Raw genomic sequence first — 20,071 nt, forward strand, 5'->3', positions numbered from 1 at the left:
GAGGGGGTATTCAGAGAAGCCGGATTCCCAGAAGGAGTTTACCAGACACTGCTTCTTGATGGGAAATCCACATCATCACTGATAGGAAGAGATGAAATAGCAGGGGTATCATTTACAGGCAGTACATCAGCAGGCAGGAATGTAGCAGAAGAAGCCGGCAAAAACATAAAAAAATGTGTACTTGAACTTGGTGGAAGCGACCCATTCATAGTACTGGATGATGCAGACCTTGATAAAGCGGCGGAAGCTGCTGCAGCCGGCCGTTTTACCAATACAGGTCAAAGTTGTGTATCTGCCAAGCGGTTTATTGTCATGGAAAGTATAGCTGATGAGTTCATTTCCAAATTTGTAAACGCAACCAGAAACCTGACAATGGGAGATCCGATGGATGAAAATACCGATATAGGACCACTTGTATCTGATAAACAGATAAAATTGATTGAAGAGCAGGTAAATGATGCAGTGTCAAAGGGTGCAGAAGTGGTACTTGAAGGTGGCAAAGCCGAGGGTAAAGGATTCTATTACTCACCTGTGATTCTTACCAATGTATCTAAAGATTCCAGAGTAATTACAGAGGAAACTTTCGGTCCGGTGGCTCCGATTATTACTGTCAGCAGTGAGAAGGAATCTATAAAAGAAGCCAATGATACCCAATTCGGACTGGGTGCAAACATCTGGACAGAAGACCGTGAAAAAGCGGTACGACTGACAAGGGATATAGAAGCAGGCAATGTCTCTGTCAATTCAGTTACAAAATCCGACCCGAGGTTGCCTTTTGGCGGAATTAAGAAGAGTGGTATAGGTAGAGAACTTTCAAGATTTGGTTTTTATGAATTCATGAATATCAAATCCATGAAGGTGTACTGAATGAAAGCCAGTGATCTCTTTGTCAAATGCTTGGAAAATGAAGGAGTTGAATATGTGTTCGGAATACCAGGTGAAGAAACCCTTGACCTAATGGACTCGCTTTCACATTCAAGTATAAAATTCATTGTAACAAGACATGAACAGGGTGCGGCGTTTATGGCTGATGTCTATGGGAGGCTGACCCATAAACCCGGGGTATGTCTTTCTACACTTGGGCCGGGTGCTACCAATCTGATGACAGGTATAGCTGATGCCTATCTGGACAGGGCACCACTGGTAGCAGTAACCGGACAGGCATCACTGGAAAAGACACATAAAGAGGCTCACCAATACATTAACGTTGTTGATACATTAAAAAACATAACAAACTGGAACAGAAAAATAACACGTCCGGATTTTATACCTGAAATTGTACGAAAAGCGTTTGACATAGCCTGTGATGCACCCGGTGCAGTTCATGTTGAATTACCCGAGGATGTGGCAATTGAAGATACACTGGAAACTCCTCTTCAAAAGAAAATGTATTCCCATAAAAGTGAACATGATGAAAAAGAATTGAAAAAAGCTGTTGAACTAATTGAACAATCGACTAGACCTTTAATTCTTGCAGGAAATGGGGTGACCAGAGAACAATCTGCTGAACAACTTGAAAAGTTTGTAAACAGGTTAAAAATCCCAGCAACAAACACATTCATGGGTAAAGGTAACATTCCTGCAGACAATGACTTATATATCGGATCCGTCGGGCTTCAAAGAAAAGATTATCTTATGTGTGGATTTGATGTAGCAGACCTTGTAATCTGTGTAGGTGTAGACCCTGTTGAATACAGTCCGCGTCTTTGGAATTCTGATGGTTCAAAAAAGATAATACATATTCATAATAGCCATCCGGAAATAGATTCAAGTTATCTTCCCGAATGTTCACTTATAGGTAATTTAAAAAACTCCCTTTATCGCCTGACAGAAAACTGTAAATCTGAAAAGGGTGTGCCTGAATCAATAACAAAACTTAAACAGACGATGGAGAACGAGTTATTGTCCTACAGGAATGATAATTCGTTCCCTGTGAAACCGCAAAGAATCTTGTATGATATAAGGAACCGTCTTTACAGAGATGACATCCTTGTTAGTGATGTGGGGGCTCATAAACTCTGGGTAGGCAGACTGTTTCCTGCATATAAACCAAACACGGTTCAGATATCCAATGGACTGGCTTCAATGGGTTTTGCACTTCCGGGAGCTATTGCTGCAAAGCTTGTCCATCCTGAAAAAAATGTTGTTGCAGTCGTAGGAGACGGCGGATTTATGATGAACATTCAGGAACTGGAAACTGCGAAACGGCTTGGTACTGACCTGATTGTTATCATATTTAACGATTCCAAATATGGGGTGATCGAGTGGAATGAACTTGAAAAATTCAAAATATCTTACGGTATCGATTTTTCCAATCCGGATTTTGTCCAGATGGCTCAAAGTTTTGGGGTGAACGGGGTTAAAATAGAATCATCTGATGAGTTAACCTCCAAACTCCAATATGCACTGGAAAAAGGGGGATTCTGGGTTTTTGATGTGGAAGTCGATTATACTGAAAATATCAAGCTTGGTGAAAAATTGCGGGATATGACTTGCGGAATTTGAAAAGATTTGCATATAAAAAAAAGAAGGTTGGTACATATTAATTCTGAGGGGATGAATGGCCAACCTTTTTATATGCATTTTTATTCCAGATCAAGAGCACGATCGAAATTATCGAACTGTTCGTAATATCTGGCGCGTTCAATCAGATCTATTAATGTATCGTCCATCTGATTCGCCTCAATTGCCAAAATGTTTTCAAAATATATAAATGAAAACCATTTAAATTAAAAGTTTTATTTATTTGTAACCAATAAAAACAGGAAGTTATTGTACATAAATAATAAATCTTTTTACCGATGATGCTCAATTTGGGATTGAAAACTATTAAGAACTATGTCAATAGTTCTATACTTGTGGGGAACAACAAATGAAATGGAAAGTTATTGCTATGGTACTTATGCTCATTACCGCTATAATGGCGAGTGGGTGTGCACAGAATCCTCAAACAAATGAATCAAACAGTAATTCAAATTCTGATGAAACTATTGTAATAGGTTCCAAACTTTTTCAGGAATCCTATATACTTGCTCATATGCTTTCAATATTACTGGAGGATAATGGATATAATACCGAAGTAGAACAAGGACTTGGGGGAACGTTTGTTAATTACGAAGCACTGAAACAGGGACAAATAGACGCCTATGTTGAATATTCGGGAACAGCCTACAGCCAGATACTTAAAAAACCATCACCTAATAATACATGGGACCCCCAGATGATATATGAAGAAACCAAAAAAGGTCTCATGCAGGAAGATAATGTAAAAATAGCAAATCGACTTGGTTTTGAAAATGCTTATGCTATTGCAGTGGATGAAGATTGGGCAGAAGCGCATAATATAACAAAATTGAGCCAACTTGAAGGTTATGCGTCAGATATGGTAGTCGGGACAGATCCGGAATTTGCCACCAGAGAAGATGGACTTCCCCGTATAAAAGAGGTTTATGGTTTTGAATTCAAAGATTACAAACAGGGTGCTCCATCTATTATGTATCAATCCATCAAAAATGATGAGGTAGATGCTATATCTGCATATACTACCGACACAAAGAATGAAAAGTTTGGGCTCAGGGTTCTTGAGGATGATAAAGGAGCACTTCCACCCTATGATGCTATAACACTGATGACAAGTGATTTTGCATCCAGTCATCCAGATGTAATGGCTACCCTCGGACAATTGAATAATACTATAGACCAGGAAACCATGAGAAACCTGAATTACCAGTATGATATAGAGAATAAAGAAGCAAAAGACATTGCAAGGCAATTCCTTGAAAATAGGGGTTTGATAGAAGAAAATAATTAATGTCGACCTTTGGTTGACTTTTATTTTTAAATTTTTCAAAAATAGTGAACCAAATGCCATCCAGAAAACTTTTTGATCGGATAGATTCGATACAACTTGAAAATATAACAAAAAAATACAATAACAGTTTTGCAGTTCAGGATTTAAACCTTGAAATCCATGGTGGGGAATTATTGATTCTTATAGGTCCAAGTGGCTCAGGAAAAACTACCACCCTTAGGATGATAAATCAATTGATAGAACCTGATGAAGGACGTATTTTTATAAATAATCAGGATATCATGCAGTTTGATTCTGTAAAATTGAGAAGAAATATTGGTTATGTAATCCAGGACATTGGTTTGTTCCCTCATATGACAATAAGGAACAATATAGGTCTCATTCCAAAACTTGAGGGCTGGTCAAATAATGAAATAACAGACAAGGTTAAAACTCTGCTGGATTTTGTATCTTTGCCTCCTGACCAATTCCTGCACCGATACCCTAACCAGTTAAGTGGTGGTCAACAGCAGAGAGTAGGGCTTGCAAGAGCATTGGCAATGAACCCTCCGCTTTTGCTGATGGATGAACCATTTGGAGCACTTGACCCGATATTAAGGCGACAGTTGCAGGATGAATTCTGCAGAATAAAACAGGAACTTGGAAGAACGATAGTTTTTGTAACTCATGATATTGAAGAAGCGTTCAAACTTGGTGATAGAATTGCGATTATGGATGGTGCAAACCTTATACAGATTGGAAAACCTGAAGATTTGATATTTAATCCTGTAAACGGACTTGTATCTGATATTGTGGACAGTAACCATAAATTCAAACACATGGACACTCTAAACGTAAAAGATCTGATGTCTCCAATGGACGACAAGTACATTTTTGGTGGAAATATAATGGTTAGTGATGCTGTAACCAGAATGACTGATAATAATATAGAATTGGGATTGGTTTATGATGGTTCTGATTTTATGGGTACAGTAGAGATGGTGAATTTGTTAAAATATGAAGGTGACGAAAAATTACAGGATGTTGCACAGCTATCAACAACGTTTTCACCTATGCATTCAGTATCTTTGGCTCTTTCTGAGTTAAAAAACAAAAATGAGTCTTTTGCGGTAGTTTTCAATGGCGATACACCTAAAGGACTTCTTTTATCCAATGAAGTCTTTTTAAAACTCATCTAATCTAAATTGATGGTGGAATATTGCTGGGAGTTTTAAATGACATCGTTCAGGTCTGGCAGACAAATTCACTGACCATGAGAACCATTGAACATCTGTATATGTTTAGTATAGCACTTTTTATATCTTCTGTCATTGGGGTTGTTCTGGGTATCACCATTTATAATAATTCAAAACTCTCAAATCCTGTATTAAACATATTGAATATTTTTGAAACTACACCTGATATCGCTCTTCTTGTAATCCTTTTACCTATAGCAGGAATAGGAACACTTCCCACTATAATAGCATCAATTCTGTATTCCCTGCTTCCTATTACAAGAAATACATATACTGGATTGAAAGGTGTGGATAGAAAATACATTAATATTGCTCGAGCTCTTGGACTCTCATCCAGAGAAATATTATTTAAAATACGTATACCTATGTCATTGCCCCTTATTGCAGGTGGAATACGGATAGCACTGGTATTTACCATGGGTCTGGTTACTCTCGGGGGATTGATTGCTGCTGGAGGGCTTGGAACAACATTACAAACCGGCATCCAGCTTTATGAGGTTAATACGATTCTTGTTGCCGGTATCTGGACAGGATTGCTTGCGGTTATACTTGATGGGTTTGCAGGCATGGTTGAAAAAAGGCTTAACTCGAGGTATGAAATATGGTAACTCTGGAAACCATTGCAAATGCTACCCTCCAGCACGTAATCCTTGTTTATTTGACTTTAATAGCAAGTATTGTTATATCTATACCTCTTGCTTTCATATCAGTAGAAAGTGAAAAACTGGCGAACTGGATTATGAAAGTAACCAACCTTTTACAGGCGGTACCGAGTTTTGCAGTGGTAGCTATTGTTGTTCCTCTTATCGGAATTGGGTTTATCCCTGCATTGATAGCCATCCTTGTAAGGGCATTGTTGCCGATTGTAAAAAATACATATATTGGTCTTTTCAATATTGACCCATCGCTGATTGATTATGCACATGGTGTAGGATTGACCAGATGGCAGATTAACCGTTATATCCGCCTTCCAAACTCCTATCCAGCCATATTTGCAGGTGTCAGGTTTTCAGCACTACTTGCAAATAGTATAGCGGTACTGACTGCACTTATAGGAGGTGGAGGTCTGGGGAAGCTGGTTTTTGAAGGACTTGTAAGTTTCAACATTGATAGAATTCTGGCAGGTGCTATACCTGCAATATTACTCGCACTTGCAAGTGACAGTTTACTGGCAATGATTGAGAAAAAGTTGACACCAGTAAATCTTAGAGAATAATGTATTACATTTTCCGTGACCTCAGGAATAAAACGGCAGGTTTATCCCATACCCATTCTTTTTCTATTATCTCAAAACCAGCCTCTTGGAAAAGATTGATAAGCTCATCGGATTTAAAATTGTTCCAGTATTTTGGTTTCCCATAGAGTATAACCCATTTTATCAATTTGGCCTGCTCAAATAAATTGGAATTTCCAAAACAATAGGTAATGCTTAAGTATTCGTTACCTTTATCCAATATTGTCCCGCACTCCTGAATTGATTTATATGGGTTTTTCATGGTCTGGAGTACATTACAGCTAACAATTTTTGTAAATTCATTTTTGTCAAAAGAAAGGTTATAGGCATCCTCCACCTGAAAACTAAGGTTTTTATATCCTGATTCAGTGTTTTTCTTTCTGGCAATATCAATCATTTCAGGTGAAATGTCAGTACCTGTAACATTTTTGCATTTGGGTGCAATATAGAATGCTATTTCACCGGTACCTGTTCCAATTTCTAATACACTATCTCCAGATTGGATGTATGATGCAATTTTTGATTTGAAAACTTTATATTGCTCTTTAAAACCCTGTTCAATCCAGTCATCATAACTATTACTGATCTTGCTCCAAAACCGGCTTTCTTCTTTTTTTCTTTTTACAGTGTCGCTATCTTTATTATCGGTAAGAAACATATCACTTCCTGTATTTTATTGATAACCTAAAGGGTTGCTGATATACCGGTATATATGTTAATAAGTTGCAATTGAAATTCGGGATTGTTTTGTCTATTATTCAAATTTTTTACCTATGATTAAATCAACAATATAATATTGTCTACCAGAATTGAAAAATAAAGTGATTAAACTTTGGATATTTCATGAGCCTCAGAAGTTATATGGAAGGCAGTATACCTGAAACACTGTTAAGCAGTGTTCCAAAACGTTTTGATATCATAGGGGATGTAGCAGTGGTATCAATACCCTATGAACTTGACAATTATAAATTTGATATTGTCCGAGCTATTACAGCGGTTCACAGAAATCTAAAAACAGTTCTTAATAAAACGAATAAAGTGGATGGGTATAAAAGAACATCAGATTTTGAAAAATTATTCGGGAATGGAACTATAACAACTCACAGGGAACACGGTTTTAGCTACAAACTCGATGTAGGGAATGTATTTTTCAACAATCGTCTCTCTTATGAGAGGCAAAGGTTGATTGCAAAGATAAATCCATATGAAAAAATTCTGATCCCTTTTTGTGGAGTAGGTCCTTTTGCTATTCCTGCAGCTTTTCATGGTTTAGAAGCCGTTGCAATAGAAAAAAATCCAGAAGCTTTTAAATGGTTGCAGGAAAATGTCTGTTTGAATAAAGTGAAAGATAGTATAACACTTATCCAAAAGGATGTTACAGATATATCTACTTTCCTTAACAGTTATGATTTTGACAGGGTTATTGTTCCCACTCCATATGGTATGGACAACATCCTTTTATATATAGCAGAATTTGTAAAAATTAAAGGTTTTATTCACTTTTATACTTTTAAACCAGAATCTGAAATCCCTGAATTTATTAACAGCGCTAAAAAAATTGGTTTGGAGACTGTTTATTATCGAAGATGTGGGAATGTGGCACCCGGCATTAGCAGGTGGGGGATTGATTTTAAAAAGATGGAATAAATAACCTTTCATTTAAGGCTATATGCTTATAGAGTAATCAATATACTTCCTACAATTTTTGCATATTAAATCAATTTCTGTAACATATAACTTTTATAAATATGTCTGGTATTGTAGATAAAAATAGTTAGTTATTGTTCAGAAATTTGTTTTAGCTTATACCATCGACAAAATACAAATGAAACTTACCTGGACAATACATACATAGGTCTGATTTTAATTGTGAAAAACAAAATCAATAATTAAAAGGGCAAAGAACGGAAGCTCCAAATGTATAAGGACAATAAGAACACGTTGGTGGACATTCTTCTTCGTTTTGTTCCATTTAATCACCTAGTAGGTATTTTTGTAGAAATAATCTACCGTTGTTTTGTATTTGTTTCCAAATGTTTCAATTTCAATCCTTAATTGATTGATTTTTCTAATTATATAATAACACTTATTATAATAAAAAGTTTATTATTTTTGTTCCAGAAAAAGCTTTCGATTTGATATTGGTATGAACTATCTGGCTGTTGCAAGTACCACTGACAAGAACTGCAAGTTCTTTGATGGTGGTGAAATAAAAAATCATCGCAACCAATACAAATCAATGTGAATACGTTTACAATCGAAGGGAACTTTATCTGCAAAACGTATGTTAAAACATATCTCAGGTAAAGAGAAACGTCTTATGCGAGATGTAAACCACAGAGTCTCTAAAGAGATAGTCAAGTTCGCAATCAAAAATGGTGTGTCCACAATAGGTCTGGAAGATTTGACAGGTATACGTGAATCTACGATATCCAAAATCCCTAAAAAGAACAGATATAACTACAGTAGCTGGGCATTCCGACAGTTACAATCGTTTATCGAATACAAAGCAAGAGAAGACCCAGCATATACTTCTCAAACCTGTAATCGTTGTAATCACATCTCAAAGAACAACCGGAGTCGATTGAATTTTAAATGTGGAATCTGTGGTTATGAAAACAACGCAGACCTAAACGGTGCGATGAACATTGAACACAGAACACGGGATTTCAGGTATACCCTGGAATCCCATGGGTGTTTGTCAGCCACCCAGACGAATGCTTAACTGACATTCAAGCTCCTTCCAAAAGGTAAGAGTAGTTGACCTAAGACTGTATATACACAAATTAGTTATTTTTTTCTTTTACATATCATAACCATCAAAATTGATTGCAGATTTAACCTATAGAAAAAGTAATTATAATTTATATGCATGCTGTTTTTATAGTTTACCATTTAAAAATGCGATTATTTTCACACCGCTTGGCTCTTGTTTAAATATTAGGAAGTCATATGGAGTATTGGTGATAGAAATGGACGAATACTTCGAGGAATTGTTCCAGAGGGCCAAGTACTATGAGCAATTTGAAAATATCGACAGGAAACTGTATCTAAAATAATGATTAGGCTGGTGAATCATTCATCCCCTCTACTTCCCTTTACCAGCCTTTTTCTTTTTTAGAAATCTAAAAATCTACTAAGTCGTTACGATAGTATAGAACAAGAAACTGGTGGTTCTGTATGGTTTTGCAGATGGGAAATGTATTAACAGGCAGATTCTGACATACTCCAACGGATAAATCCATTGGGTTCTATGGTCATCACCCATCTTGATGTTGCCACTTGCGGGGCGCCAGTACTCCCGTACGATACAACTCTGTCTGCATCGCATTGTTTGTGTTCGACACCAAACAATACCTGATGGAATTTGATGATACACAAACAACTGGTTGAATTTAACAATGTCTTATATCAGGCAACTTGCTCAAAGCAATTGTACACTGAAAGTATTGTTTTTGTACACATCTAAATATGATTAACTACGTTAAAAGATTTATGATTAAAAAACAAATAAACAACGGGGTTGTTTCATCAATCTTTAAATGAAGTTTAAAGATATCCTTTAAACAACTTAAATCTCTGATTTAAGTTTAACTCTAAATTTTTAATTTAGAGTGTTTTGATTTAAGGAGGCGGTTAGAAACCGTTGGCTTTCACGTAATCCTGTTGCCCCTTCTTCGTAATTACCTGTTTTATGTTGTTGATTCTGGTATAGGAATTCCTTAAAAAAGACAGTACGAAATATTTGAATCATTTAAACAGGTGGATTCTGGTACTAATCGTAAGTTTGGAAGAACTGGTCTTGGTTTAACCCTTGTCAAAAAACTGGTGGAAATGCATAATGGTAAATATGGCTTGAAAGTGAACCTGGTAAAGGGAGTAGATTTACATTTAGAAATCCAAGAAAACAGAATTGACTGAAAAAGTCCAAATGTTAACTTTGTACCAATTTATATCTTCAAACCCAGCTACAATCACGATGTTTTTCTAAATTAAAGGATGGATTTAACCTTTACGTTTTAATAAACGTTAAGATTTTTGCTTTTTCTCCCATAAAAATCCTGTATAAACATTATTAGTTAATATTTACTAAATTGAAAATCATTTTACGACAATTGCTACGTTATTTGACTTCACGAGATATGGAGCAGGAAGCCAACAGTTTTAACTGGTTCATGATGGACTGGGGAGCTATTTTCAGTCATAATGAACAGCCGAGATTTGTAAAAATTCAATAGGAAATTCAAGACCCTGAACACCGTTGAACCCATGATTACGTTTTTGACCAAGGTCTTTACTGATGTTATGAAGATGATTTATTACGGTGATGGCGAGGATTACGGCCTGATAATCTAAAAGGGTAAAATCAGACCTATGAAAAATGAGAGGGAATCCAAAGTCAAACAGTATGAATCTGGAGTTGAGGCTGTGATTTAATTATAATTAACTGCTATCAAATTCTATGATAAATTTTGTTCCATTGCTTGTATCCAGTTCAAAATCACCGTTAAGCTGGTCGACCAGACTGTTAACAAGCTGGAGTCCAAGCGATTCAGATTCTTTTATATTTACATTCTCTGATATACCCCTGCCGTTATCAGCTATTATCAAGGTATTATATCCTTCTTCATCATGATAGAGTTTTATAGTTACTTTACCTGATTCATCTTCAGAAAACGCATATTTTAGCGAATTAGACCCTGTTTCATTGATAAGCATTCCAAGAGGTATAATTGTATCGAGCCCGAAATGTATGTCCTTAACATCGATATTCGGACTGATATATTTTCCACCGTATAAACCTTTGAGGTGACTGGCAAGGTCATTAACATAATCATTCAAATCTATATTTTCCAGATGGTTTGTCTGATAGAGTTTTTGATGGACAAGGGACATCGATACTACACGGTTTTGTGTATCTTTAAATGCTTCATACACCTCTTCATCATCAAATTTTTCTGACTGGAGACTGAGTAAACTAGATATAACTTGCAGGTTGTTTTTAACCCGATGGTGAAGTTCCAGTTCCCTCGTTCTTTCTGCATTTTTGATTTGTTCTGTTTTATCCTGGACACGTTTTTCAAGTTCTCTATTGATTTTTTCAAGCTGTTTGGAATATTTCTTCAATTTGTTTCTATTTTTTACTTTTTCCGTAATATCATTGGATAATTTGATGACCCCTATCATACAACCATTCGAATCCTTTACTGGGTCATCACTTACATGAAATACTTTACAGTCAGGAGTACCCATATTACCTTCACTATATTCTCCAGTTTCGATACAGGTTTCAACAGGACAGTTTTCACATGGAGTATTAACATTAGCTCCAATCTATAGTTTATAACAGCGCTGCCCTACTATATCGTTATAGTCCACTCTCAAAGAATTAGTGACAGCTCTATTACACCATTTAATGCTGTGATTAAGGTCCTGATAGGTGATATGTTCAGAAGTGGAATTGAGAATAATTTCTTTTTCTTTTTTTTTTGATTTGTACAAATTCTCATACATTTGTTTTCTTTCAGTGATATCCAGTGAACTGCCAACTATTCCAATAACATTTCCTTCAGAATCAAAATAGGGTACTTTGGATGTAAGAGCCCACCCGTTTTCACCTTCTGATGTAGTATATGTTTCTTCTAAATTATAAACCGGTTCACCGGATTCCATAACTGATGAATCATCTGAACGGTATTTTTTAGCTTCTTTTTCTGGGAACAAATCAAAATCATCTTTACCTTTTATAAATGAGGCGTAAAACCCCGATGTCTTTAGCATCGTATCAAATCGTAGATTTAATGCGAGTTTCATTTCTTTGAAATGAAACATGGGGATGTAAGCGTCTAACACATAACGTAACATTTAAATAGATTAATTACAAAAAATATAGTAAAATGTATCTTACCCAGAAAAACCATATCAAAGCGGATAAACAGAAATACGAAGTTCTGAAAAGGATTACTAAATTATCTAAAAACCTGTACAATTTTACTCTGTACACTACAAGACAATACTATTTTGAAAATGGTAAATATCTTAACCATGAATCCACTTATCATCTGGTAAAAGATAATGAGAATTACAGGATGATGCCTTCACAGGTTGCACAGCAGACCATGAAGGTGGTAGATAGGAACATGAAATCGTTTTTCAGGATTCTGGGTGAGAGAAAAAAGGGTAACTACAACCGACCTGTAAAAATGCCTGAATATCTACCAAAAGACGGTAAATCAGTATGTATCTTTCCAAAAGATATGTTCAAAATCGACGATGATAACATCAGGTTGTCTATGGGCAGGGATTTCTATAAGTATCATGGTGTGAGATACTTACATTTCAAGTTACCTGAAAATATAATCGGTAAACATATAAAAGAAGTAAGGATTATACCCAAATATAACGGACAATGGTTTGAAATAGAATACGTCTATAGAGATGACGGTGAAAAAGTTGACGTAGACTACAATAAACATCTGTCTATAGACCTGGGAGTAAACAATTTTGCAACCTGTGTAGATACCGATGGGACTGCCTTCATCATAGAAGGTAGGGGCTTGAAATCTTATAACCGTTGGTGGAACAAAGTCAAAAGCAGGTTGCAGTCTGTATATGATAAACAGGGTATTAAATCAGGTCAGAAACTGAACTGGTTGTTCGAGAAAAGGAAGAACAAACTCAATGATTTCATGAATCAAAGTGTTAATCATATCATTAAACACTGTATAGAATACAAAATAGGCAATATCATAATCGGAGAACTGAAAGACATTAAACACAACTCCAATATGGGTAAAAAGAACAACCAGACTTTTCAAACTATACCCTTTGGTAAATTCAAGCAAAAACTTAGGTCTAAATGTGAATACTACGGTATCAATTGCATAGAGGTTGATGAGGCATATACCAGTAAAACCGATGCTCTTGCATTAGAACCCATTGAAAAACACCAAAAATACATGGGTAAAAGAGTCAAGAGAGGATTGTTTCAATCTTCTACTGGTAAACTGCTTAACGCCGATGTTAATGGAGCATTGAATATCCTAAGAAAAGTAGTCGGTGATTCCCTTTTCTTTACAGGGATAACCGATAGTGGGTGTGTGAACCATCCAAAAAGGATAAGACTCTTTGGAGTAAACTCCTTATGAAGCCACTTGGTCTTTAGCCAAGTGGTAGTTCACTTAGCCGTCATTATATAATAAAACAGGATTAAATCAACCGTAAAAACCACCCGGTATACATCAATGATAAACACCACAAATCAAAAGATAGATATGAAAAACGGATCTAAGATAACTATTATCTGTTCTTCAGTGGACCAGGCAAGTCGGAATATCAAAGACCATATGCTTACATTAAATAACTGGCAGCAAATAAAAAACCCAAAGGAATTGGAAAATTTTGGTGTCAGTTCTATCTATGAATCTGGTAGTTTCAGGATAGTAGAATTGGACATGCATCATACCCAATCAGATGGTATAGATAAAAATCTGGATGAATATGGATTTCCTTCATACCTTCTCATTTTTGCATCCAAACATCGAAGTAAAGATGAGTACAAATTGTTAACCGCCCATTTTACAGGTAATACGGGAACTGCTGATTATGGAGGAAACCCCAAACAACTGGCGGTAGCAGCACCTTATGCCATGCGGACGATACTTACAGAGATAAAAAAACAATCTGAAAATTTGGATTATGATGTATCAATGGAAGCCACACATCATGGTCCTTCAGAATTAAAAACACCATCTGTATATGTTGAAATTGGAAGTACACAAAGACAGTGGAAAGACTTTGAACCGGGAAGGATAATAGCCAATGCAATATTATCGGTTGATTTTGATAAGTGTAAACATTGTCCGGTTGCACTGGGGTTTGGTGGAGGGCATTATGCTAAACGGCAATCGAAATTGCTGTTTGAAACTTACACCACATTTGGACATATCATTCCAGATTACCAACTGGAAAATGTTGATATGGATATAGTCAGTCAGGCAATTAATAAATCAAGTTCTGATTTTGTTTATTTTGACAGAAAATCAATGTCTACAAAAGAACGAAACCGGATAATGGATATTGTTAAATCACTGCAAATTGATGTTTTGCGGGAAAGTGACATCAGAGAAATGGATGAAGTACCTTGGCAGTTTTTCAAACGTTTATATGATAAAACAATGAATCTGTGCCCAGATTCAAACCTCAAATTAACTGACAGGTTTAAAAAGAGATTAAAAACAATAAACACCAGTGATTTAACTGTTGAAGCTGCTATTATAGATGATAATTTGTTAAAAGAGACAGAAAAAATTAGCAGGAAACAAATTATAGAATTTTTGCAAAATCAGGAAATAGCATATTTAGAAAATGCCAATTCAACTCTTGCAAATGTTATTCTTGGTGTTGACAGACAAGAAGTAAAAACAATTGCTAACAATCTGGTAAAACAATGTATAAACTTTATTGAGAAAAATCATGAAATCGAACATTCACCAGAAGGGAATATATTATATATTGTAAATAAAAGATTTAATCCTGAACTTGCCCGTAAAATGGGAGTTTCTGAAGGTCCCAAGTTTGGTAAACTGGCAAATGGACAATCAGTTAATGTAAATGGAAAACAGATTGAACCAGAATCGGTACACGAGGTAAACAGAAAATCAATTAATTTAAACGCAATGATTACCTAAATATATAACATAATATAATTTATATTTCATTATATCGGAGGATACAATATGGATTCTATAGTAGAAGAAGCAATGGCACGTTCTGCACAGGAAGAACGGACCAATCCAAATAACCCAGAGGAAAACGACGTTAACGCTGAACTCGAGGAGATGTTAAATCAGTTACAGACAAATATCAAAGTCATAGGTTGCGGAGGTGGAGGATCTAATAGTATCGCACGTATGCTGGATGAAGGAATACAGGGTGCAGAACTTCTTGCTTTGAATACTGATGCACAGCATCTTTTAAATACAAATGCTGATAACAAAATCCTTATCGGTAAGAAGAAAACCAAAGGACTTGGTGCAGGAAGTCTTCCACAAATAGGAGAAGATGCGGCACTTGAAAGTGTGGAAGAGCTTAACCAGACAGTCCAGGGTAGTGATATGGTGTTCATCACTGCAGGTCTTGGTGGTGGTACAGGTACTGGGTCGGCACCAGTTGTAGCAGAGGCAGCCCGTGATGCAGGTGCACTGACAATCGCAGTTGTATCACTGCCGTTTGGAGTAGAAGGTGAAGTTAGACGTACTAATGCTGAAGCAGGACTTGAAAGGCTGCGTGATGTTGCTGATACCGTAATAGTGGTTCCTAATGATAAATTACTTGAAGTGGTACCAAGACTACCACTACAGGCGGCGTTCAAAGTATCGGATGAAGTTCTTATGAGAGCTGTCAAAGGTATAACCGAGCTAATCACAAAACCAGGACTTGTCAACCTTGACTTTGCCGATGTCAGAACCGTTATGCAAAACGGCGGTGTTGCAATGATTGGTCTCGGAGAGTCCGATGATGAAAACAAGGGAGTTGAATCAGTACAGAAAGCATTAAGAAGCCCACTGCTTGACTTGGATATATCAGGTGCAACATCAGCGCTTGTTAATGTAGTCGGTGGTCAGGACATGACTGTTTCTGAAGCTGAAAGTGTGGTACAGGAAGTACACAACCGAATAGACCCAAGTGCCAGACTCATATGGGGTGCACAGGTTGACCCTGAACTTGAACAGACTGTTCGCACAATGATAGTTGTTACAGGAGTAAAATCTCCCCAGATATATGGACAGGGGAGTGCACAGAATGTGACCCGGAGATACGGTATTGATTTTGTAAAATAAGATATTGGTTATCCACACCAATACTTTTTTAATTTATCATTGTATATTTCATCGAATCGAAAACTATTTTTATGGTAGATATTATTTACCATCACCTACCATTTTAGATCATCAAAGCGTCATAGTTTTAAATATTTGTATACCCATCAATAACATTTGTAATTGTAATTAACATAAGTGGTTGTGAATAATTTGGCAGACAATAAGTTTAATACGGACAAAATAAATGTTAACCCTCGCCAGAAATTAAGGTCTTATCTCAGGGTGATGAAGTTAACAAAAAAACCATCCAGAGACGAATTTTTAATGATTGCAAAAGTTGCTGGTGCAGGTATACTGGCTGCTGGATTCGTCGGGTTTGTTATCTATATCCTGATGACAGAAATACCTCAGTGGGTGTAATTTTATGAGTGAAGAAAGCGAAGATGAATCCGCCATATTTGTCGTGAAAACAACTGCCAATCAGGAGCGTTCGGTTGCAAATATGGTTGCTCAAGTAACAAGAAAGGATAAACTTGATATCCGGGCTGTAATAGCTCCTGATGAACTCAAGGGTTATGTACTGGTAGAAGCACTTGATTCTGCTACAGTAGAACAGGCAATACAGCGAGTGCCTCATGCTAAAGCGCTTGTTAAAGGCCAATCCAGTATTGATGAAATCACGCATTTTCTGACACCAAAACCAACAGTAACTGGAATCACAGAAGGCACAATAATAGAAATAACATCTGGACCATTCAAAGGCGAAAAAGCACGTGTAAAACGCGTGGATGAAGGTCATGAAGAAATAACTGTTGAACTGTTTGATGCAGTTATACCAATACCTATAACAATACGTGGTGACACGGTAAGGGTACTGAAGAAGGAAGAAAAAGTTTAAATTTAATCAACTCTCATTCGAACTTCCAGTTTATCAGATAATCAAATTAAATATGGTGATATAAAATGACAAATGTTGTTGAAGCATTAGTTCCAGGAGGTAAAGCAACACCTGGACCACCACTGGGTCCTGCACTTGGACCGTTGGGAATCAATATAAAAGATGTAATAGCACAGATAAACGAGAAAACAAAAGAATACAACGGAATGGATGTCCCTGTAAAAGTCATCGTAGATGATGATAAAAATGTTGAAGTTGAAGTAGGAACACCACCCACATCTGCACTGATTATGAAAGAAGTGGGAATTGAGAAGGGTACAGGAGACACCTACAATGTTGTTGGTAACTTATCAATGGATCAGATAATGAAGATTACACGCCTAAAAAGAGAGGATGTTCTTTCATACTCATTTAAGAATGCAATGAAAGAGATTGTGGGTACCTGTGTTCCTATCGGTGTTACAGTTGAAGGTATGAGCCCGAAAGATTGCCAAAAAGCTATTGATCAGGGCAAATTTGATGATTCTATAGAAGCCTAAGGATAATTAACCGTAAACTTTAAAAGAATTGCTCAAATACTGTAGAATCTATTATAGTAAATAGAGATAGATATCATATCTATTTCTCTATTATATTAAAAACCGTAGGAGACCGAAACGGTCAAAATTACTACGGGAGGGTAGAAATGGCAGATCAAAGTACAATAGATGCTATTAATAAATTATTGGAAGAATCACCAAACCGCAATTTTGCTGAAAGTGTGGATTTGGCGATTAACCTAAAAAACCTTGATTTAAGTAAGCCCCATAACCGAGTCGATAAGGAAATTTCGTTGCCTCATGGTTTGGGTAAATCAAGAAATGTATGTGTTTTTGCTAAAGGAGAAGTAGGTCTTAAAGCAAAAGATGCAGGTGCAAAGTACGTTTTTTCAGATGAAGATATTGATGACCTCGCATCTGACAAAAAGAGGGCTAAAAGCTTGGCAAAAGAATGCGACCTCTTTATTGCAGAAGCCCAGTATATGCCAACCATAGGTAAAGCACTGGGGACTGTTTTGGGTCCCAGAGGAAAAATGCCGACTCCTTTGACTCCAAATAAAGACGTCTCCGAACTTATCAAAAGTGCGCAAAACACAGTTCATGTAAGGTCAAAGGATAACCCAAGTTTCCACGTTTCAGTAGGACAAAAGAACGAAGATCCAGACAAACTGGCTGATAATATTGATGCTGTTATAAGTGGAGTTGAAAACTCGTTGGAAAAAGGAAGACAGAATTTAAGGTCGGTTTATGTTACTACTACCATGGGTAGTTCTGTGAAGGTGGTATGATGGAGGCAGCAGCGGAGGAAGTACATCACACTGAGCATGTGCCTCAATGGAAAATTGAAGAAGTAGAGGATATTAAAAACCTAATCCAGTCATATTCATTGTTCGGTATCGTTAGCATAAGCGGTATCCCTGCAAAACAGTTACAGGTCATGCGAAGAGAACTTAAGGATATAGCTGTTTTGAAAGTATCCAGAAATACCCTCGTAGCAAGGGCACTGGAAAAAGCCGGTGGAACTGCTAAGGATTTAGAAGATTATGTTGATGCTCAGATAGGACTTATATTTACAAATGAAAATCCGTTCAAGATTTACAAAATACTTGAAAAGAGCAAATCTCCTTCTCCAATAAAACCCGGTGCGATAGCACCCAAGGATATTGTTGTAGAGGAAGGTGCAACTGGATTCCCGCCGGGACCGATTATCGGTGACCTGCAATCTGTTGGTATATCGGCTGCAATAGATTCTGGTAAAGTCAGTATAAGTGAGACAACTACTGTTGCCAAAGAAGGGGAAAAGGTGTCTCAAAAATTGGCGGCTATGTTGAATCGCCTTGAAATATATCCTGATGAAGTAGGACTTGATCTTAAGGCTGCAACATATGAAGGTTCTATATTTACATCTGATCAACTGGCAATAGATATAGACCAGTACTTCTCTGACTTTACAATAGCAGTACGTCAGGCATTTAATCTGTCTGTTAATGCCGCTTATCCGACAGCTGAAAATATCACAACTCTTATATCAAAGAGTGTATCCGAGGCAAGAAACCTTGGTGTCAATGCAACCATTATAGAGCCACAGCTTATGGATACACACCTGAGTAAAGCATATTCACAGATGCTGTCGGTAGCACAGATTGTATATGATAAAGATGAAAATGCAGTTGATGAAGATTTAAAACAAACACTTACATCGGCTGCAACATCCAAACAGGAAACAGAACCAGAAACAACAACTGAAGAGGAGACAGAAGAATCAAAAGAAGAGGAAGAAAGCGAAGAAGAGAGTGGCATGGCTGGACTTGGTTCACTCTTTGGCTAATCTTCCTTTATTTCGGATAAAATTTAAAACTTAAAAACAATTTATAGTAACTATTGATTTACAAAATATTATATAATTTGACAATGTAGTCTAACGCTAATAAAATATAGGTGATTTAAATGGAATATATATATGCAGCACTTTTATTACACAACGCTGGAAAAGACATAACAGAAGATTCAGTTAAAAATGTACTTGATGCAGCAGGCATAGAAGTCGATGATGCACGTGTAAAGGCACTTGTAGCCGCACTCGAAGATGTAGACATCGAAGAAGCAATGTCACAGGCAGCTTTCGCAGCACCAGCTGCAGCAGGAGCAGCACCATCAGGCGAAAGTGGCGGTGCAGCTGAAGAATCAACAGCTGAAGAAGAGGAAGAAGAGGAAGAAGAGGAATCCGAAGAAAGCGGAATGGCTGGACTCGGTGCACTCTTTGGCTAAATCTGGTGGCAAAATAAAAATACAATACTTGCAAACCCTTTTGCAGGTATTTTTCTACTTTTTTAACTAATTATAACTTACCGGATTTTAATCCGGTAAAAAATTGAATAATCCAATTTTATAACACGGATAATTTTAAATCACATGATGATAGGCTAGGATTATATACATACAAGCAAAAAATACACCTGTTTTTAACGTAATATCTGCAACTTTTTTGAATAGATTTTCTCCCATCGCCGTAGTCACCTTTGATTTATTT

Annotated in this window: 22 protein-coding genes; 18 read left to right on the plus strand and 4 right to left on the minus strand. The window is 36.7% G+C overall.

Translation table 11 applies throughout. The annotated features are described in order from the left end of the window. The 6 genes from QZ276_RS02390 to QZ276_RS02415 form a co-directional block, all read left to right on the plus strand. The coding region (locus QZ276_RS02390; RefSeq protein ID WP_292484940.1) for an aldehyde dehydrogenase family protein at window positions 1-867 on the plus strand (867 nt) is incomplete at its 5' end. After that, the gene (locus tag QZ276_RS02395) at window positions 868-2,505 is read left to right on the plus strand and encodes an acetolactate synthase large subunit (RefSeq protein ID WP_292484942.1); all 1,638 of its coding nucleotides are present in this window, start codon (window positions 868-870) and stop codon (window positions 2,503-2,505) included. It abuts the gene before it with no gap. Between the two features lie 367 nt (window positions 2,506-2,872). Next, window positions 2,873-3,811: a glycine betaine ABC transporter substrate-binding protein gene (locus tag QZ276_RS02400; RefSeq protein WP_292484943.1), complete on the plus strand. Its 939-nt coding sequence runs from the start codon at window positions 2,873-2,875 to the stop codon at window positions 3,809-3,811. A gap of 53 nt (window positions 3,812-3,864) precedes the next feature. Next, window positions 3,865-4,989, plus strand: coding sequence for an ABC transporter ATP-binding protein (locus tag QZ276_RS02405; RefSeq protein ID WP_292484945.1), 1,125 nt, complete (start codon window positions 3,865-3,867; stop codon window positions 4,987-4,989). 20 nt (window positions 4,990-5,009) lie between these two features. Beyond that, window positions 5,010-5,654 (plus strand): ABC transporter permease, encoded by a 645-nt coding sequence (locus QZ276_RS02410; protein WP_292484946.1) that lies wholly within the window; start codon window positions 5,010-5,012, stop codon window positions 5,652-5,654. After that, entirely contained in the window at window positions 5,648-6,262 is a 615-nt protein-coding gene (locus tag QZ276_RS02415) for an ABC transporter permease (RefSeq protein WP_292484947.1), read from the plus strand. The genes QZ276_RS02410 and QZ276_RS02415 overlap by 7 nt, the downstream gene beginning before the upstream one ends. A gap of 4 nt (window positions 6,263-6,266) precedes the next feature. Here the strand turns inward: QZ276_RS02415 and QZ276_RS02420 are convergent, their stop codons facing one another. Beyond that, window positions 6,267-6,938 carry a class I SAM-dependent methyltransferase gene (locus tag QZ276_RS02420; protein ID WP_292484949.1) on the minus strand — a complete coding sequence of 224 codons (672 nt, stop codon included), beginning with the start codon at window positions 6,936-6,938 and terminating at the stop codon, window positions 6,267-6,269. Between the two features lie 185 nt (window positions 6,939-7,123). Between QZ276_RS02420 and QZ276_RS02425 the strand changes: the two genes are divergently transcribed. Beyond that, window positions 7,124-7,927 carry a class I SAM-dependent methyltransferase family protein gene (locus QZ276_RS02425; protein ID WP_292484950.1) on the plus strand — a complete coding sequence of 268 codons (804 nt, stop codon included), beginning with the start codon at window positions 7,124-7,126 and terminating at the stop codon, window positions 7,925-7,927. A gap of 598 nt (window positions 7,928-8,525) precedes the next feature. After that, complete coding sequence (locus QZ276_RS02430) at window positions 8,526-9,005, plus strand: transposase (RefSeq protein ID WP_292485111.1); 480 nt, start codon at window positions 8,526-8,528, stop codon at window positions 9,003-9,005. A gap of 479 nt (window positions 9,006-9,484) precedes the next feature. On the opposite strand, the gene QZ276_RS02435 is transcribed toward QZ276_RS02430, so the two are convergent. Then, the gene (locus QZ276_RS02435) at window positions 9,485-9,661 is read right to left on the minus strand and encodes a hypothetical protein (protein ID WP_292484952.1); all 177 of its coding nucleotides are present in this window, start codon (window positions 9,659-9,661) and stop codon (window positions 9,485-9,487) included. 381 nt (window positions 9,662-10,042) lie between these two features. Between QZ276_RS02435 and QZ276_RS02440 the strand changes: the two genes are divergently transcribed. Then, entirely contained in the window at window positions 10,043-10,201 is a 159-nt protein-coding gene (locus QZ276_RS02440) for a hypothetical protein (RefSeq protein ID WP_292484954.1), read from the plus strand. A gap of 522 nt (window positions 10,202-10,723) precedes the next feature. Here QZ276_RS02440 and QZ276_RS02445 read toward each other — a convergent pair. Next, window positions 10,724-11,533: a sensor histidine kinase gene (locus tag QZ276_RS02445; protein WP_292484956.1), complete on the minus strand. Its 810-nt coding sequence runs from the start codon at window positions 11,531-11,533 to the stop codon at window positions 10,724-10,726. 81 nt (window positions 11,534-11,614) lie between these two features. After that, a complete protein-coding gene (locus QZ276_RS02450; RefSeq protein ID WP_292484958.1) occupies window positions 11,615-12,112 on the minus strand; it encodes a PAS domain-containing protein in 498 nt (165 codons plus the stop codon). A 65-nt stretch (window positions 12,113-12,177) separates the two neighbouring features. Here QZ276_RS02450 and QZ276_RS02455 point away from each other — a divergent pair, with 65 nt between their 5' ends. From QZ276_RS02455 to rpl12p, 9 genes are all read left to right on the plus strand, one after another. After that, window positions 12,178-13,428 (plus strand): transposase, encoded by a 1,251-nt coding sequence (locus QZ276_RS02455; protein ID WP_292484960.1) that lies wholly within the window; start codon window positions 12,178-12,180, stop codon window positions 13,426-13,428. A 96-nt stretch (window positions 13,429-13,524) separates the two neighbouring features. Then, entirely contained in the window at window positions 13,525-14,970 is a 1,446-nt protein-coding gene (locus tag QZ276_RS02460) for a D-aminoacyl-tRNA deacylase (protein ID WP_292484962.1), read from the plus strand. Between the two features lie 48 nt (window positions 14,971-15,018). Continuing rightward, window positions 15,019-16,122: a cell division protein FtsZ gene (gene ftsZ, locus QZ276_RS02465; RefSeq protein ID WP_292484964.1), complete on the plus strand. Its 1,104-nt coding sequence runs from the start codon at window positions 15,019-15,021 to the stop codon at window positions 16,120-16,122. A gap of 192 nt (window positions 16,123-16,314) precedes the next feature. Beyond that, on the plus strand, window positions 16,315-16,524 hold the full coding sequence (locus QZ276_RS02470; RefSeq protein ID WP_292484966.1) for a protein translocase SEC61 complex subunit gamma: 210 nt from the start codon (window positions 16,315-16,317) through the stop codon (window positions 16,522-16,524). A gap of 4 nt (window positions 16,525-16,528) precedes the next feature. After that, complete coding sequence (locus tag QZ276_RS02475; RefSeq protein WP_013195502.1) at window positions 16,529-17,002, plus strand: transcription elongation factor Spt5; 474 nt, start codon at window positions 16,529-16,531, stop codon at window positions 17,000-17,002. Between the two features lie 65 nt (window positions 17,003-17,067). After that, complete coding sequence (locus tag QZ276_RS02480; RefSeq protein WP_292484968.1) at window positions 17,068-17,541, plus strand: 50S ribosomal protein L11; 474 nt, start codon at window positions 17,068-17,070, stop codon at window positions 17,539-17,541. Window positions 17,542-17,687: 146 nt separating this feature from the next. After that, window positions 17,688-18,329: a 50S ribosomal protein L1 gene (locus QZ276_RS02485; protein WP_292484970.1), complete on the plus strand. Its 642-nt coding sequence runs from the start codon at window positions 17,688-17,690 to the stop codon at window positions 18,327-18,329. Beyond that, window positions 18,329-19,369, plus strand: coding sequence for a 50S ribosomal protein L10 (locus QZ276_RS02490; RefSeq protein ID WP_292485114.1), 1,041 nt, complete (start codon window positions 18,329-18,331; stop codon window positions 19,367-19,369). Before QZ276_RS02485 ends, QZ276_RS02490 begins: the two co-directional genes overlap by 1 nt. A gap of 119 nt (window positions 19,370-19,488) precedes the next feature. After that, entirely contained in the window at window positions 19,489-19,809 is a 321-nt protein-coding gene (rpl12p, locus tag QZ276_RS02495; RefSeq protein WP_292484972.1) for a 50S ribosomal protein P1, read from the plus strand. Window positions 19,810-20,071: the final 262 nt, after the last annotated feature.

Origin of the sequence: Methanohalobium sp. (assembly GCF_018609725.1) — an archaeon.
In the GTDB taxonomy this organism is placed as follows: domain Archaea; phylum Halobacteriota; class Methanosarcinia; order Methanosarcinales; family Methanosarcinaceae; genus Methanohalobium.